The sequence below is a fragment of the Pseudomonas sp. NPDC077451 genome, from assembly GCF_044543345.1.
Classification (GTDB): Bacteria; Pseudomonadota; Gammaproteobacteria; order Pseudomonadales; family Pseudomonadaceae; genus Stutzerimonas.
Genome location: NZ_JBITVX010000009.1, coordinates 1 through 16,800, shown reverse-complemented (window position 1 = coordinate 16,800; position 16,800 = coordinate 1). Strand labels below are relative to the sequence as shown.

The 16,800-nt window shown below is 55.1% G+C and carries 15 protein-coding genes and 2 pseudogenes; 14 read left to right on the top strand and 3 right to left on the bottom strand.

Annotated features, from left to right (window positions below):
- Positions 1-7: 7 nt before the first annotated feature.
- From ACIGHL_RS14970 to ACIGHL_RS14940, 7 genes are all read left to right on the top strand, one after another.
- A complete protein-coding gene (locus ACIGHL_RS14970; protein WP_499176574.1) occupies positions 8-751 on the top strand; it encodes a hypothetical protein in 744 nt (247 codons plus the stop codon).
- Positions 752-760: 9 nt separating this feature from the next.
- Positions 761-3,826, top strand: a complete 3,066-nt coding sequence (locus ACIGHL_RS14965; protein WP_499176576.1) for a putative type IV secretion/conjugal transfer ATPase — start codon at positions 761-763, stop codon at positions 3,824-3,826.
- A gap of 5 nt (positions 3,827-3,831) precedes the next feature.
- Complete coding sequence (traW, locus tag ACIGHL_RS14960; RefSeq protein WP_312937548.1) at positions 3,832-5,082, top strand: conjugal transfer protein TraW; 1,251 nt, start codon at positions 3,832-3,834, stop codon at positions 5,080-5,082.
- The gene (locus ACIGHL_RS14955; protein ID WP_312937549.1) at positions 5,082-5,678 is read left to right on the top strand and encodes a hypothetical protein; all 597 of its coding nucleotides are present in this window, start codon (positions 5,082-5,084) and stop codon (positions 5,676-5,678) included. The genes traW and ACIGHL_RS14955 overlap by 1 nt, the downstream gene beginning before the upstream one ends.
- Positions 5,668-7,872 (top strand): DotA/TraY family protein, encoded by a 2,205-nt coding sequence (locus ACIGHL_RS14950; protein ID WP_312937550.1) that lies wholly within the window; start codon positions 5,668-5,670, stop codon positions 7,870-7,872. Before ACIGHL_RS14955 ends, ACIGHL_RS14950 begins: the two co-directional genes overlap by 11 nt.
- 118 nt (positions 7,873-7,990) lie before the next feature.
- Entirely contained in the window at positions 7,991-8,497 is a 507-nt protein-coding gene (locus tag ACIGHL_RS14945; RefSeq protein ID WP_312937551.1) for a hypothetical protein, read from the top strand.
- 13 nt (positions 8,498-8,510) lie between these two features.
- Positions 8,511-9,281: a hypothetical protein gene (locus ACIGHL_RS14940; RefSeq protein WP_312937552.1), complete on the top strand. Its 771-nt coding sequence runs from the start codon at positions 8,511-8,513 to the stop codon at positions 9,279-9,281.
- A gap of 48 nt (positions 9,282-9,329) precedes the next feature.
- Here the strand turns inward: ACIGHL_RS14940 and ACIGHL_RS14935 are convergent, their stop codons facing one another.
- Positions 9,330-9,602 carry a hypothetical protein gene (locus ACIGHL_RS14935; RefSeq protein ID WP_312937553.1) on the bottom strand — a complete coding sequence of 91 codons (273 nt, stop codon included), beginning with the start codon at positions 9,600-9,602 and terminating at the stop codon, positions 9,330-9,332.
- 81 nt (positions 9,603-9,683) lie between these two features.
- A complete protein-coding gene (locus tag ACIGHL_RS14930; RefSeq protein ID WP_499176579.1) occupies positions 9,684-10,511 on the bottom strand; it encodes a 3'-5' exonuclease in 828 nt (275 codons plus the stop codon).
- A gap of 312 nt (positions 10,512-10,823) precedes the next feature.
- Here ACIGHL_RS14930 and ACIGHL_RS14925 point away from each other — a divergent pair, with 312 nt between their 5' ends.
- The 3 genes from ACIGHL_RS14925 (at position 10,824) to ACIGHL_RS14915 (ending at position 14,270) form a co-directional block, all read left to right on the top strand.
- Entirely contained in the window at positions 10,824-11,327 is a 504-nt protein-coding gene (locus ACIGHL_RS14925) for a DUF192 domain-containing protein (RefSeq protein WP_312937554.1), read from the top strand.
- Positions 11,328-11,452: 125 nt separating this feature from the next.
- Positions 11,453-12,157, top strand: a complete 705-nt coding sequence (locus tag ACIGHL_RS14920) for a CPBP family intramembrane glutamic endopeptidase (protein WP_499176582.1) — start codon at positions 11,453-11,455, stop codon at positions 12,155-12,157.
- 820 nt (positions 12,158-12,977) lie between these two features.
- Positions 12,978-14,270 (top strand): tyrosine-type recombinase/integrase, encoded by a 1,293-nt coding sequence (locus ACIGHL_RS14915; protein ID WP_376780088.1) that lies wholly within the window; start codon positions 12,978-12,980, stop codon positions 14,268-14,270.
- A gap of 973 nt (positions 14,271-15,243) precedes the next feature.
- On the opposite strand, the pseudogene ACIGHL_RS14910 reads toward ACIGHL_RS14915, so the two are convergent.
- Positions 15,244-15,438: pseudogene (locus ACIGHL_RS14910) on the bottom strand (Tn3 family transposase); the annotation flags it as partial.
- A 104-nt stretch (positions 15,439-15,542) separates the two neighbouring features.
- Here ACIGHL_RS14910 and ACIGHL_RS14905 point away from each other — a divergent pair.
- The 4 genes and pseudogenes from ACIGHL_RS14905 to ACIGHL_RS14890 all read left to right on the top strand — a co-directional run.
- Positions 15,543-15,920, top strand: coding sequence for a type II toxin-antitoxin system RelE/ParE family toxin (locus ACIGHL_RS14905; RefSeq protein ID WP_042933781.1), 378 nt, complete (start codon positions 15,543-15,545; stop codon positions 15,918-15,920).
- Entirely contained in the window at positions 15,901-16,236 is a 336-nt protein-coding gene (locus ACIGHL_RS14900; protein ID WP_001172026.1) for a helix-turn-helix domain-containing protein, read from the top strand. The genes ACIGHL_RS14905 and ACIGHL_RS14900 overlap by 20 nt, the downstream gene beginning before the upstream one ends.
- Positions 16,237-16,250: 14 nt before the next feature.
- Complete coding sequence (locus tag ACIGHL_RS14895) at positions 16,251-16,586, top strand: hypothetical protein (RefSeq protein ID WP_000741275.1); 336 nt, start codon at positions 16,251-16,253, stop codon at positions 16,584-16,586.
- Positions 16,587-16,609: 23 nt separating this feature from the next.
- Positions 16,610-16,800: pseudogene (locus ACIGHL_RS14890) on the top strand (hypothetical protein); the annotation flags it as partial.

Sequence of the window (16,800 nt, the reverse complement as noted above, 5' to 3'; positions counted from 1 at the left end):
GCAAGGTATGAATAACGGCAAAGCAGCTTCAACCGATCCTGCGGATGTTCAACCATCGGACGTTTCGCCCCAGTCAATATTGGGGCAAAACTTTGATACCAAGGTTTTAGCGACGCTTCGTTTCGGGACCCAGAGCGAGATTTACGGCTGCCGTACCGAATCGCATTGGGGGCCGAACGCGGCCCTTACTCCGGCCAATAACGTTGCGTTGAAGAGAGATAATGGCATCTGCCAATACTGCGGTTTTAAGTACGGCGGAAATGGCGTTCATCATATAAATAACAATCACACGGATGAAACAGAAGGCAACTTGGCGACAATATGTTGTGTTTGCCATGCATCCCTTCATCTGGGTCAAATTCCTGAAGGTTCCGGGTATGTTTGTTATCTTCCGGGGCTCTCTCGTAAAACGGTTAGTTTACTTCAAAAGGCGGTTGGAGTGGCGTTGAGGTCAGGTGACGAAACAATGCGCGCCCAAGCGAAAAAAATCCTCAACTGGTTAGCTTCCCACAAGTTGTATGTTGAGGAGGCGTGCGGTACGTCGGAGCCCAAGGCGTTTGCTTTGGCTTTGACCAAGACCGGTGAACAGGGCGAGCTTAAGCAAGACCACGTTTTTGAAGGGCTACATTTGGCGATTGATCCCGCCGAGCTAGAAGCGGAAGCAGATCAATGGGGAGTTGGCCCCTACGGAAAAACCAAGGCGCACAATTGGGCGCTGGTCTATTACAACATCCTGAACGCCCCAGGTTAAGAGGTCGAAATGACAATACTAGAGAAGGTACTCGACGGAGTAGAAAGCACAATTGCCTACATTTCGCGGTATATGGTAGGTAAAGATCTAGTTAGTTATTGTGAGCTTGCTTCCGCAGTCGGCCTAACTGATGAAGACGTTCGTCGTCACCCAAACCTGTCTGCGCCTTATATTCTTGTTGGTGAAGATAATACCCTTATTACCGTATTTGAGTGCCAGGGGACCTATCAAATTCTCTCCGACCCCGACTTCATGGAGATGATAGAAAACCTTCGGATTAGCATGAACGGTTACATGCGTCGTTATGGGCACTCACTTACGTTTAGCTTTGAACGTGATCCAGATAGGGCATTGGACGAACTGATGCGTCTTGCAGAACCCCAGCTGATTGCAGCTCGGCGAATGGGGCTTGCTTCTGAGGACATCATTCTTGACAGGGTTCGGCGTAACGCACCGCTATGTGCATGGGAGCAGAGCCTGCTGGTTGTCTACACCCATCTTTCGGTGATGGACCCCAACGAGCAGAAACGTGAGCTCAAAGAACGTGCAAAGCAGGCCGCGAATCACAAGGTGCCTAATATGGAGTTTGGCCAGAGCCCAGCCGCTGTGCTTATGGCAATGAAGTACCGTCACGACACAATGATTGATCGCATCAAAAAGGACTTCGAACGTTCAGGCACTGCAGGGCGCCCTGGCATCATGCTGAGCGCGCTCACTGCTCACGAGGCGGTCAAGCGTGTGCGGATAATGGTTAATCGCGAGCGGACGTCTCAGAAGTTTCGCCCCGTAGTGATTGGTGATCGGATCATTCCGAGAGGTCCTGAGCGCGAGAATGATTACTCGGACCTCGCTCTACCCAAGCTGTCGTACCAGATATGCACGGATGACATCTGCCTGACCGACCAGCTTGTCGTCACCGACAGCCTTTGGCATGGCAACTTGTCTATGGATCTAGGCCCGCAAGAGCCTCAGCCTTTTTCGTCTCTATTCGCTAGTGTCGACCGCGAAATTCCGTGGCGTGTTCGAATTGATTTGAGGCCTGGAGGCCTCGACGCGATGCGGGGCAGGCGCATGCTTGCTTCATTCACGGGCATGTTTCCGAGCAATCAAGGGATTAGACAGTCATTCCTCGACCTCGAGCAGCGCGTCAAGCACGATGCGATATGCCAGATGCAGTTTACCGCGTCGACGTGGTCGAACTCCAAGGTGGAAACAATGCGTCGCATGGCGGCATTGGAGAAGGCCATCCAAGGTTGGGGAATTGCCGGAGTTACTACGACACAAGGTGATCCAGTCGCAGCGTGGGCTTCTACTATCCCCGCGTTTACGACAAAGAACCTCGCGAATTTGTTGGTTCCGCCTCTCACCGAGGCACTGTCCATTATGCCGCTTCAGCGTCCTGCCACTCCTTGGGCACAAAATGGCTCGCTCATAGTTCGTACGCCAGACGGTAAGATTTACCCGATCCAGCTTGGGAGCCGCTTGCAGGACACGTGGATTGAGCTTATCTCCGCCCCGCCTGGGTCGGGAAAGTCTGTTTTGCTCAACACGATGAACAACGCGACGATCCACCGCGCCGGTAACGTCCGGCTTCCCCTCATGACCATCATCGACGTTGGGCCTTCATCTTCCGGTCTGATCAGTCTCATCCGTGAATCGCTACCAAGCCAGCGCAAGCACGAGGCCGTCTATCTTCGGCTCCAAAATAGCAAAGCCTACGCGGTCAACCCTTTCGATACCCAGCTAGGGTGCCGCTTCCCTACTTCACGAGAGAAAGAGTTCCTCGTTGATCTGTTGACCCTGTTTTGCACCGACCCTGCTGATCGAGTTCCTCCCTCGCCCGAGTGTGCAAGGGTAAACGAGATGCTCGTCGAGATTGCTTACCGCGACCGAAGCGAGGGCTCACCCATTCCTTATGAAACAACTCTCGAACCCGAGATCGATGAGTTGCTCGTTAAAAGCGGGTTGAAGGATCGTTACGACGACAACTGGTGGTCAGAGGCTAACTGGTGGGAAGTAACTGACATGCTTTTTGAAGGAGGCTACGTTACTGAGGCCGCAATCGCGCAGCGCTATGCTGTGCCAATCCTTCCTGATTTCGCGGCGTATCTTAATAACGAGAGTATCCAGTCAATGTTCGGAAGTGTTCCAACAAAGACCGGAGAACCCCTATTAAAGTTTATGACTCGCTGCTTTACCCTTGCGACGAACACCTACGAGGTCTTTTCAGGCCGGACTCGGTTTGAATTGAACTCCAATACGCGCGTAATTTCGCTCGACCTAAACGACGTGATCGGTGCGAAGACTGCAGAGGGTAGCCTTCGTACTGCGATCATGTATATGTTCGCGCGGCAGCTCGCAGCCAAGAACTACTTCTTGCGCGAAGAGGTTCTTATTCCGCTGCTCCCTGCGCTGTATGTCGATTACCACACGAAGCGTATCGCTGATGTTCAAGATGAGCAGAAGACCATTGCATACGACGAAGTACACAACACAAAGGGACAAACAGCGTTCATCGCTTCAATGATCAAGGACGGGCGTGAGGGGCGAAAATGGGGTGTTCGAATAGTCGGTGCTTCACAGTATTTAGAAGATTACCCGGAAGAGCTTTTAAATGCAGCGACGGCTGCCTATGTAATGCGCGGCGGATCGCAAACTGACGAAGCGCTCTTGCAAAAGTATTTTGATGTTTCTGACGCTGCGATCGAAAGGCTACAGCGCGAGGCTAAGGGGCCGAGCGCAGAGGGCGGTAATTTCCTAGCGGTATTTAAAACGAAAGTTGGCACCGTTATCCAGATGCTAACCAACACGGCCGGTCCAATAGAGATGTGGGCTTTCTCTACAACGCAAGAGGATGTCGCCCTTAGAAACCGTCTCTACAAAAAGATCGGTCCCTACTCTGCGCGCAAGATACTTGCCGAGCACTTTCCGCTCGGGAGCGCAATGGAAACGATAGAGATGATGCGTAATAACGCCCAAGAGCACGAGGCGCTGTCTGTTGTTGAGATCCTGGCCGAGCGGCTTTACAGGAAGTTTCTGCGGGGGCGGCAAGCGGCACTGGAGGTAACAGAATGAAGGGTATGAACATCAAGCCCCTCGGGTCGCTTTTGCTAATTGCCGGGGCTGGGCTAGCTAATCCGGCATATGCCGTGTGTGACGGGTGCGTCGTAGGGGCCGTCCAGGCCGCAAATATGTCGATAACAATGGCCGTTAATACTGTTAACGGGTCCGTTACTGGTGTGAATGCTTCTGTTCAAGCTATGAATCAGAGCGTCAGCCAACTGCTATATCAAGTTGGCACCGCCATTAATGAGAATGGCGAGCGGGTTGCTAATACTGTTGAGACCGCTGCTAAAACGGGGCGGGAGTTCGATGCCTCGCAGGAGAAGTACCGTCGGCGCGAGGATGCTCGTCAGCGTTACCACGTCCCTCAGATGATTTGCAGCGAGGCAGCTTCTGGCGGTGCCGGACAGGTGATACAGGCGGCGACGGCAGCCAAAAGTAGCGTGAAAGCCGGTACTGCGATCATATCCAATGCGCGTATCAGGGCCGCTGTTAACTCACCGTCGCAGCCTGCGGAAATTGATGCGATGCGCGCTGCAAGCATTCACGCGCAGTATTGTGACCCAAAGGACTTCGCAGCCTACGGCGGATCTCCGTCTTGCCCTGCGCCCTCAGCCGAAATGCCTGGAGCTGATAAGCGGTTGGACTCCGTGCTTCACGGTGCTGGTCCGGATGGCAAGGTGGCAGATCTCACGTTCTCGCAAGCGCAGACGGATGCAGCGCAGATGTATATCCAGAACTCGATTCGGCGTTCCATCGGCCCCGACCTAAAAAAGGGTGAGGCTGAAACGCCTGCGGGCGTCTCGTACATCGGCCTACTGACTCAGTTTCTGGCTGCGCTTAGCGCAGCATCGGAGCCGCAAGAGCAGCGCCTAGCGAACAGCCAGCCGAACCCAGCGACAGCAGAGCTACTAGCAGAAGCCAAACAATCAACCTCTGCCGCTTCTTATTTCAACCGCACCGCGTCCGAGCAGGCTAAAGCGACAGGACAGATGTCAGCGCGCGAATTCGAGTCGTTCGAAGTGGGCCGTAGGTACGCCAACACGGAATATCAGGCCGACCTTCAGAATATGAGCGGAGACAATTTGATGCGCGAGCAAATTAGAGTCGCATCGTTGCAGAATTGGCTGTTGCTTGGTTTAAAGGATGAGGTTGAGAAAAGTAACATCATTAGCGGAGTGAATCTTGCCAGCGAACTTCGTCAAGAATATCAGCCACTTTTGATGAGTAAGTATCGCTCAATAGACGGCGCGATGGGAGGCAACTAATGTCGGACGATAAAACATCGAAGACTAGGAGCGCAGTTGGCGTGATCTCGCGGGTTGTCTTGCCGTTTCGTGCTATTGGTGACTCGGTTCGATTAACCAAGCGTGAAATCGAGCGCAACAGGGCCTCATTAGGCAGATTGCGCGAGCTTAAGGACGACGCTAGCGAAACCATCCGCAAAGGCTTTGGGAAAGGGGAGTACCGCGACGAATCGTTTGAAGAGGCGATGGCACGCCGGTCTCAAGATGCGTTAGACATTCTCGAGTTGCGCCGTTACTTCTTGGGTCGGAAGCGTGCATCCGTTTTCGCCGGGCTTGTTTTCGCTATTTTTGGGCTGATTGGGTTAATAGGCGGCCTTATCGCGGGCGATGTGAAGGGCTCGGTCCTGGGACTCGTATCCATCTTAGCGAGTCAACCGTTGTGCTTTCTCTTCGCGCTGTCCGCCCAACTACGGCTTTGGCAGTTAAAAACCAAGCGCCTTTCTTCAACCGAAGGTGGAGGACTCGCAGATTTCGTCCGGAGCGAGCCGCGCTGGTGGTTGGTCACGATTGATCCGGAGATCAGCACGGACAAAGGAGGAGCGCACCATGGCGAGTGACAATGTTCGTGGCTCCATGCTCTTGATCGTTGCAGCCGCCACTCTCAGTAGCCAGATTCAAGCTCAAGAAGCCCCGAACGGCACGACGCTGGGAGAAATTACAGCCGCGGCTCAGCGATCCACCGACAGCTCACGCGAGGCGCTGGTCGCCATCTATGGGAATGTCGTGAACAACCCTTTGGCGACCGGAGGAGCTGGCGGCGGTGATACGATCCTCGCGAGTGTTTTTCAGGTTACTAACGGTGCGCTTCTGGTCATAGGGGCAATTTTTGCCTGCTATGTGATGTTCCGGAAGATAACGCAGACTGCCCACGATGGAACGATCTTCGATCGCGAGAAGCACACCTTGTGGGGGCCAATGCGGCTCGTGTGGGGTCTTGCGTCACTAGTCCCAACCGCAAACGGATGGTCTCTGGCGCAATTGCTAATGCTGTGGGCCGCTTCCCTTATGGGCGTAGGCATCGCAAACATGGGTGTGGACGCGTCGGTTGAGGCGTTTAGCGATGGGAAATCGATGGTGGTTCAGCCGGTGATGCCTAGTACGCTCAACTTAGCCCATGCCGTATTCGAGATGAATCTGTGCATGCACGGCATTAACGCCGGGATCGCGCAAGCACAAGCGAGCGGGGCCACCGCCCTTACAGCCGGTTATGTGCAGCAGTCGCCGACTGCCTCCGGGTTTGTGCTTAAGAATGCAAGCTTCACGTGCGGCGGCGCCGACATTAATAACGGCCTAGAGCTCGATGTCACGCCTTCTAACACCGGCTTTTTTTCCGGGTGGATCGATTACGCTGACTTGCGGCAGGCGCACCTTCAAGGGCTCCAGGCTATGCAGCGATCCCTCACGGTTGGAGCGCAGAACTTCGTCAACGCCACAGTGGTTAGACAGAACGGAGGAGCGCCGATCCCTGACGCCGAGATCGCTATCCAATCCGCTGCCCAGCAGTACGAGAACACCATCAGCGCTCGGGCTTCAACCAAGCAAGGGAATATTGAGGCGCTCGCAGCTAAAGTTAGCGCCTCGATCAAGGAAAAGGGCTGGTGGACTTTGGGGGCCTGGTACCAAACATTCGCGCAGGCCAACACCAAGCTATCCGATGCGGTAGCTGCCAAGGCGTCGACCTATGGCATGTCATCCGACGGCGATCCAGCAATCGTTCAGGTATATCAGTCCGCGATGACCGCGTACAAATCACAGCGCGCAAATTCAACCTATACACCCGCGCTCGGCACGACCAGCTCTGGTGACTATAGCCGCGGCGCTGCAGGGGCGGACGCAGCGAACGTCATCGGAAGTTTTTTCCAAGCGCCTGGACAGCGACTAGTTAACTACATGGCGGACATCAATTTCGGCGGCGAGGGGCGCGGTCAGGTAAACCCTCTGATCAAGATGAAGAACCTTGGTGACTACACTTTGGTTATGGCGGAAACAGGCTTGGGGGCTTATGTAGTCGCTAAGTCTATTGCGCAAGTCAAAGATGGGTGGTCCGTTGGTGGCATGTTTGCGAAGGTAGCAAACGCTATAACTTCAATCGGCGACGCGCTACAAGGTGTCCTAGATGCTATGTCGCCCTTTATCGTTATGATCTTGATTGCGTTGTTCTTGCTGGGCGGTACGCTTTCTACCTATCTTCCGATGGTTCCTTTCATCATCTGGTTCGCTGCGGCAGTAAACTGGCTCGTCGTAGTGGGTGAGGCGATAATCGCCGCCCCGTTATGGGCGATTACGCACCTAGGCGGGGAAGGGGACGGCCTAGGCCACCGAACGGCGCATGGGTATATATACCTGTTAAACGTCATGGTCCGTCCGATCCTAATGGTCATTGGGTTCTTGCTAGGCGGCGCGGGCGTTATAGCGGGAGGCACGCTTCTTAATCAGCTATTCGGTATTGCAATTGCGAACGCGCAGTTCGACTCGGTGACTGGCATCGCAAGCATAATATTTTTCTTGGCAATCTACGCATCTATGTGCCTCAACCTCGTACATACCTGTTTCAACTTGATCTTTATCGTTCCTGACCGCGTTATTAACTGGGTGGGTGGGCACGCCGCAGCTGTGTCTGGTCAAGACGAAAATGACAAAGTGAGGTCGGCACTGAATGTATTCTCGAACAAGCTAGAGCATATGACGCCTCGCTCGGCGGGTGGCCCCCGCGCAAGGTCGAATGGCTCTGGGCCTGGATTTAAAGCCTAACCTCCAGTCGCACAGCCAGCTGTTGAGCTGGCTGTGTTGCCTAACCTATGCTAGCTTTAAACCATGACTCTATTCCGTAGAGCATGCCGGATACGAAATACCTGCCGAGAGGTGCCTTATGAACGTTTTATGGTATGCGTTCCGCTCTTTGTACTTTTTTGGGCTGATATTCGTCTTACCCATCGCCCTCATTGCTTACTTCAACTTGGACCGGGATCTTTCCGTTTCGATACCTGTACTCGTTTGCTCTGTCGGATATCTTATTCTTGGGTACTTGGTTTGTTCGTGGATGCCTGCTCGCTTGGCAAGTCGGCTCGAGCGTCGTGTCGCTATGCATCGAGACAAAGGTTTTAATCCCGACAAAGAGATCATGTCGGTCCTATATAATCGATATGTCGGCTTCGATTCCCATCAGAAGGTCGCCTTGTACATTGATGTCAATGATGGAACCGAGCGCCAGATCCCCTTCGAACAGATTGACGCCTGGGAGCTTGACGAGGAGCGTAATCGGCCCGCGCTTATGCGCTTAATTACTCGTACCCCGCAACTTCCAGTGATTGGTCTGCGTATCGACCGTGCGAAGTCCGGGGAGTGGAAATCTAATCTTGGGGTCATCTTTGGCTAAGGGTTGCGACGCGATGGATTTGAAGCCGTTTGGGGTCGTTCTAACGTGTATGTTCGCGGTAGCAGGCTGTGGGGAAGACGATGTAGCGGTTCGGGCGACGCCTCAAACTCAGGTTGCGCCAGAATCCTTGGTACAGAACGTGACAACGCAAGGCGCTCAGCAGAAGGGTGACAGCTCCGTTCCTTGGGACGAGTATATTGATCTCAACGGTTTGCCTCACGGTCAGCTTCTTTCGTATCTGCTGGTTGCTAAGTCAAAGCAGAGCTTTTCAGACGAGCAAAAGCTTGAGTCGCTATCTCTCGCGTATATGTCGGAGCCAGATACGTTTGAAAAGCAGCATCTCGCCAAGGCAGAATTACCTAGGATTCAACGAGAACTGGACAACTTCCGTCGGCATGATTACTACAGTGTCCCGGTATCCACTTACGCAGAGTACCCACTGAACCTGTCTAACATACTGATTGGTCCATATAGCGTTTCCGAAAGCAGTTTCCCAGTGACTAGTTATGGGCAGTATTGCTGGCAGGCGCCGCTTCGTAACCGACAGGGCGTCTCGTTACTAATTCAGCCTTCCAGCACCCCCTGTGCCTTGCGAGTAGAAGACGAGAGTATGGCGAGGACTATCGAAAGTGCGAGAGCAACCGGTGCGCTGGCGGTGAAGGGAAGAGCTTATCTATACGTCCCAGGGGTTGCGAACGGGCAACTCGAAGCTCAAGTGATGGGTGTCCATCTCGAGCTGATCAATAGCCAGACGCAGACGACCATTGCATCAGTGGAACTGTGAGCTGGTTGAAGGCCAGCCGGAAAAGCATCCGGCTGGTGGACTATTGGTTTAACTGGCAACAGCGCGAACTACTTCTTTGAGGCTCGCCTGTGCCTGCTTCGTCACGACGATGACTGGTATAGGGAGTGTCTGTTCGTCGAAGACGATCAGTGCTTTCCGCTGAGTGATGCATCCGAGTCCGATTCCTTTTTTGCTAGCGATCGACTGGATAGATGACTGCACGGACTGAACCGTCATGTCGTTGCACGCGATCATTAGACTTTCGCCGGGCTGTAAGGCAAGCAGCGCATCGGTCTTTTTCGCAGGGAAGACAATGTTCATTAGTTCGCTCCTAGACGTTGATGTGGGATGCGAATAAAGATTCATCCGTACAAATAAAGTCTCATTCTTTGAAATAGAGTTTCATCCTAAAACAGGGGGCAAAGCCTCCTGCGGGACGGTGGCCACTTTCGGCCCAGCCGGTCGCCGTCCGTTCGTGCGGCGCTGCAAGTATCGCAGCACACCCAGCGTCATGCGGGCGTCGGCAAGGGCGCGGTGTGCGCCGTCTTCTGCCACGCCGCAGTCGGTCGCAGCCTCGATCAGCTTCAACCATCGCCAGCGGTCGCGGCTCCGGTCGTACTCTCCATGCCACTCGGCATACATCAGCATCGCGCAAGCGGTCGTCAACACTGGCGCGGTGAGTCCGTGTATCTGGTAGGTCTGCCGCAGCAAGCGCGCATCAAAAGCGACGTTGTAGGCAACGACGGTTCGGCCAGCAACGGCGGCGGCGTACTGCTCGGCCACCTCGGGCCAGCTCGGCGCACTGGCCACCATGGCGTCGGTGATTTTGTGAATCGCTGTCGCCTCGACCGGGATTGGCCGGGTCGGGCGTACCAGCGTGTCGAGGATCGGTGCGCCGGTCACGTCGAGTATGGTTATCTCGCAAATCTCGGCGTCATCACCGAGGCCGGTGGTTTCGGTGTCCAGCGTGAGGCAATCGCCGCCAATCAGATATTGGGCGCGCCTGGCAACAGACTGGCGACGGAGCTGGGCAGGGCCAGGCTCCCAGCGCCACGGCACGCACTCGGCCGGGTTATACACATAGTAAGCGCCCTGACCTTGCCAGACGCTGCCAGCGGGGCGGGTATTCAGTCCCGGCATGAGGCGGTGGCGCTCCTTGAGGTGTTTGCAGCAAAGCAGCCCCTTGGCCTCTGCTTCGGCCGGGGTGAGGTGATTCCGGGTTTTGGGCATACGCCCTCCTTGTTGGTGTCTCAGGCCCGGCGGTAGTGGGCGACGATTCAGACGCTCGAAAGTATGAGACTTTATTTTCACGATTCAGGCCGCGCCCAATGCCACGCGATCCTTTCAGAATGACACTTTGCCCGCCTGCCAAGCCTGAGTCTTTCAAAACAGTCCAGAAAATTGGCGTAGCTTAGGATGCGACTTTATTTGCATCCCACAGTTGAATCGGTAGCCGCCGATTTTATGCGTACGTAGGTAATTACGTACGTAAGTAGTATAGTCGGCGCTAGCTGATTTCATGTCAATGTAGGAGTGACGAACGTGAAAGCGCCTGTTCTGCTAGCCGGATCTTTGAGCCTGTTTTTTGCCCTCGCAGGGTGCAACCGTGAGCCCTTTTTTAACGAGATGTGCGACATCCACTTCGATAACGGCGAGTTTGTACGGGTGCCGGTTGCTAGGACCAACGAACAGATAATGTGGGGGCTTCAGAAGCGTGCGGACCCCAGGCCGGGCATGCTCTTCATATGGGACGCGCCCGCCAAACGTTACCTCTGGATGAAGAACACTCCCTCGCCGCTTTCGGCAGCTTGGATCGGCGCAGAAGGACTCGTGCTCGAGGTACTCGATTTGACGCCGGGAAGCTTGGAGAAGAGGGGGGTTGATGAGGTTTCCGTTGCGGCTCTGGAGGTTCCGGCTGGGTACTTTGGCCAGAAGGGAGTTCACAAAGGCTCGATCGTGACCCGCGCTGACTGCATCGCCAGTTTGGCGCAACGCAGCACGCAGCCACTGAATATGAGTGCCAAGGGCGATGGAAATGTCGAATAAGGGCGTCAAAGGCGAAACCCGCATCGCGGCAACGCTGCGGGTCTCTGATTGGCTCTGCGAAGGAGCAACCGTTGTCAGTATAGGGCGCATGGCGGGGCCGCTGCAAATGACGAACCCGGAGGCGTGTGCAAGACCGTCTTCAAAGCTACCCAAGGGTATCTATGACAGTTTCTAAGCGGCGGTACGGAGAATCATGGAGAGGTGCAGCCTTCTGTCTGGTTGCGTTCTCGGTTTGGGTCATCGTCCCCGCGCTGGTTTCGCTTCAGGTCGGCGCAATGAGCACTTCGGCGCGCCTCGCCGCGCAGCACATAACCGGCATCCTGATCCTGGGCCCACTATATTTGCTACAAAGTAGATACTTCCAAGGCTTAGGGGGGCGAGGCGCTATTTCGCGCCGGGCGTACGTGACTGGGCTTACCGCCGTCGCCGCGCTATACGCAATAAGCGAGATCATCGAGTGGGTCCAGGGTATTCCGCTTGAGCCGTGGCTTTCCTTTGTAACCAACGCCGACCTCTCGCAGCTGATTTTCATCGCGCTACTTGCGATAGTCGTAGCACCTATCTCCGAGGAGCTGGCATTCAGGCATTTCTTGTTGGCGGCTCTGCCGTTCAAGCGCAACCGGTTTTACACGGTTTCTGCCGTCCTCGTCGGCGCCACGGTGTTCATGCTCATGCACAGCTATGAGTTTTGGGTGACGAATGTGCTTATGTTTTTGCTTGCGGTCGTGTTCGCAGTCGCGAGGATAAAGACAGGCGGGTTGCTGCTCCCGATCCTACTGCACGGAGCTGCAGGCGCGCTCGGGATGACCATAATTCTGATTAGGAGTTGATTTTGGCTAGCCGGAAGGGGTCACCATGACATTCAATCAGGCCGGTTTACTCGCCACGCTTGTTATTGCCGTTCTACTTGTCGGCTTGCTTGTCACCGGCTGCATTTACAGGCAGAAACTGTTCAGAGACGCCGATCCAGCCCGCCGGGAGCGCGGCGGGGAGGAAAATCCAGGGCGCCCTCGCGGTCTTAGAGAGCCTAGTGAGAGTCATCACACGAATCTTCGTAACGTAGAACAAGGTCTTTGGCTCGCAGTAACCCTGCTAGGAGTAGACCTCATGGTCGCAGCGTACATACTGCTTTAATGGGTCGCACCGCTCTAGGCTTCTCCATAGTCATCGACCCTAATTTCTGTAGTGTCTATAGTGGTTCTGTTTATCAGTACCTCGCTGGAGCGCTGCGTTGGAGTTCCCCATTAACAAGCATGGCGTCCCTCAGTACCCGAAAGGGCATGCGGGCCGTCTACTAGCAGTGCTCGCCGCCATCGATAAACTGACTCCAGCTACTGCAACAACAGTGGCCGAGCTGACTGGCTTGAGCAAGGGCAATATCGATACGTACGTAGCCTCCCTAAATGCAGAATTTGGCACGCACATATCTAAAAGCGGTGCCGAATATCGTATCCACTCCTGGGGTGACGTGTTGAAGAAATCCGGCGTTCGGAAAGCGTTGACGGCTCTGTTTAACAGAACCAGCACGGACTCAACGAGATGAAAGATGCAGATACGATCTTTGCTGCGCAACGCGCAGCCGGCGACAGCAGCGTTACGGCTCTGTCCGGTGCAAACTTCTTGTCCAAACTGGTTATGCAGTAGCGATTGATGAAGATCCCCGGACCAACGCCTCTATTCGATACGTACAGCAGATTTCTTGATCTTAACGCTTTAGACCTGACTGGCGAGAATCAAGCCGTAAAGCAGTTCCTAGCGCGATGCTCCCATGATCTTCGCCCGGTTGAAGGGTACATGGCTGTACGCGCTTTCTTAAAGTCCTACGCGGGTAATGAGGCGACATTCAATTCGTACCGCACGCATGTCGAGCGGCTGCTGCTGTGGTCACTATTGGTCCAGCAAATACCTCTACTGACCCTTCGCCGCAAGGACGCCGAGTCGTTTATGGAGTTCTGTCTGGCCCCGCCGAAGAGCTGGGTTGGGCCGATCGTGAAATCACGATTTGTGCGGGTGGGTGGCCGCAAGATACAAGCGTCTGATCCATACGTCGTGAACGAGAGCTGGCGTCCATTCAATGTCACCGCCCCGAAAAGAGAACGATCGGTAGAGCAACCGCCGATTGGTGGCCACGGTACCGCATATACAATGTCGCAAGGCTCGGTTGCGCAGGTTTTCGCTGTGTGTGGCAGCTTCTACCAGTACGCCATCGACGAGTCCCTAACGGAGGTCAATCCGTTCCGAGCTATAAAACAAAAATCGGTCTACAAGCAGCGGAACAGAAGCGACAGCGCCGCCCGCTCTCTTACCCAGCTACAGTGGAGCTATGTGCTCGAAACGGCTGAGATCATGGCCGCCGAGGACGCTCGACACGAGCGGACGCTTTTCATCATCGCGACCATGTTCTCCATGTATCTACGAGTATCGGATCTCGTCGGCAGAGCCAATTGGACGCCCACGATGGGCGACATCCGTCGCGACACGGCAGGTAACTGGTGGTTCTATGTAGTGGGCAAGGGAAACAAGGCCGCAAAGGTCAGCATAAGGGATGATTACATCCAAACATACCTAACCCGGTACCGCAGAGTGCTCGGGCTGTCAGACCTGCCGGGAGCGCACGAGAAGACCCCTCTGATCAGTACTCTGAACGGAAGGGGTGGGCTGTCCGACCGCCACGTTCGTTTACTCATCCAGATGGTCTTCGACAGGTCGCTCCAGAGAATGATCGGAGAAGGCTGGACTCCCGACGAAGTCGCGGAGCTGCGCTCAGCGTCGCTGCATTGGCTGCGCCATACATCGGCGACTTTCGATGCACCACTGCGAGATATGAAAGACCTGCAGGCAGATCTTCGCCACAGTAGCCTCGCGACGACGCAAAGTACCTATTACAACTCCCTGGACGAGCAGCGCGCCCATTCCGTAAAGCGACTCAAAGTGATTCGTTAGCGAGCATCCTAAGGGGTCCATCGAACGCCCGCCGCAGTAGCTCGGACTGCATGAGAGAGGAGCGCTCGCGCTACAGCGCGAACCGTATTTTCCGTGAACACCGCGCCGGGCCTGCTGATATGCTGATCAGGAGGCCCGCTGCCGACTCTCTCAGGATCGACCTCGATCCCCGTCCAATCCTGACAGAGAGCATTCCATGGCCACCGCCACTCGCCGCGCCGCATCCCTTCGCCCCGGTCAATTCCGCCACCTGATCCGCGTCGCATCGGTCACAGGACGTATGACCGAGCGTGACGTGATGCTGCTGTACCTCACTATTCCATAAGTTGGACCCATGGGTGGAGTCGCTTAACAAGAAGTGATTGACAGTTTTCGCAGAGATCTTCCTCCGTAACATGGATCGTTGACACATCGCATCTGAAAACCCGAGTGAGCGGCGATATAGCCTGAGTAGCAGATCGCCCGGATGGGGCTTGGCTGCTCGTCATCTCAAGCTCTTTGCGCATGACCGCGCTACCGGCTGCTTTGAGGTGGAGGGCTTCTACTGCGGCTTCAGTTGCAATGTCGCCTTCACGCCACTGCTGCGGTGAGGTTTCATAGCACCGACTTGGGATGCATCGTAAATGACTAATCGCTAGTCTCGACTCATCCAAGTTAAGGGTGAATCATGTCCTATCGAAATTCTCTGCACGAAGCGCGGCTAGTTCTTCTTCCGGCCTTTCGAAACGCATTCTCGAGCCTGTACGTCAGTGAAGTGCCCGGCGCAAAAAAAATTATGCTGGAAGGGAGCGCCTCTGAAAATTTATATCAGGTTGGTGAGGTTGGCGGAGATAACTACTCTGATTTATATAACTTCCCGTTTCTGCTGCATTCAAATGGAGATCCATGGAAAGAGGCTAACGATTATTTGCTGAGCCTAATGCGTGACAAAGCTCCAGTAAGGGGTTGTACGCCGGAATCCCAGAAATTTCCGTCAGCCCAGCTCCAGTCCCGCCACGAGCGCATCCAGGTCGATGAACTTGCCGTCAGTCTGGAAGGTGTAATGCCCGTTCAGCAGGATGTGCCGCCAGGCCGCTGGCGACATCTGCGTGATCAACGCCAGCGCCTTGGCATTGCCAGCTGCCTCGTACTTCGTCAGCAGCAGGGACAGGATCGCCGAGTTGTAGAAGGGGTGCCCGCAGAATTCGGAAAAAATCGTACGCTAATGTTTTACGACACCTCCTTGAGGTTGCCGCGTTTACATCATTACCTGAACAGGTATAAAATTCCGTCATGACAAACAAAGAAAAACCGCTCGAATGGATCGCGAGCAGCCACAAGGATTTGATGGCGTTGCCGTCCGACGTGCGTCGCCGTTTCGGTTACGCGCTCTCGTTGGCGCAGATAGGCGATCAGGATGACGCAGCAAAGGTGCTCAAGGGGTTCGGTGGTACCGGCGTGCTGGAGGTCGTCGAAGACGATGCCGGCGGCACCTATCGAGCGGTATACACGGTCAAGTTTGCGGAAGCGGTGTTCGTCCTGCACTGCTTCCAGAAGAAGAGCAAGAGCGGAATCGCCACGCCAAAGGCCGACATGGACATCATCCGCGCTCGGCTGAAGGTGGCCGAGGTATTGGCACAGGAGCTACGAAATGCAAAAACGAATCATTGAAGGCGTCGAGGTTCAGCGCAGCTCGGGCAACGTCTTTGCCGACCTTGGACTGCCTGACGCTGAAAAGCTCAAGATCAAGACCGGCCTGGTGGTCGAGATCAGGAGGGCCATGCGCGCCCTTGGGCTGACTCAACAAGCGGCGGCCAAACGCATGGGCATCCCGCAACCGAAGGTGTCGGGCATGATGCGCGGCGACTTCACCAATCTATCCGAACGCAAGCTGATGGATTGTCTGAATCGCCTCGGCTACGACATCGAAATCAAGGTACGGCCAGCAGCCGAGCCGATCGGGCATCTAACGCTCGCAACCGCTTAATCGGAGCTCTCCTGATGGCAGCCCGCATCACCGACGACGAATGGGACGAACTGACTCCCGAGAATTTCGATACCACGGCACTGCTGCGTGCAGTCGATGCCGTGGACGTGCTGCGCGGCGATTTGAATGACAGCGCAGACGGCGCACCTCCGCAACTGCGCACCGACCTGTTGAAGCTGCATCAACTGGCAATGGCCGCGTTCAACGAGGGATCACGCAGCCGAGTGGCTGAGCTATTTGATCTCGCCGTGGATCTTCAGGATCAGGTTGATCATCTGATGACCTCGCTGGAACAAGTGCAAGAAACCCTGTCCCGGTTGACGGCGCTCTACCCAGAAAGCCTGTCCTGAATGTTCTTGGAGACAACCACATCATGAGCCGCAGCCGCCGCAAAACGCCCATCGTTGGGCACACGACCTGCCGTAGCGAGCGCGAGGACAAGAAACTCTGGCATCAGCGCTGGCGAACCCACGAGCGCACCGCGCTGGCCAGCGCGTCGCCGGAAGCTCTATGCGCCCATCTGCCTCTACTGGAAAACCAGGTCAGCAACGTCTGGTCGATGGG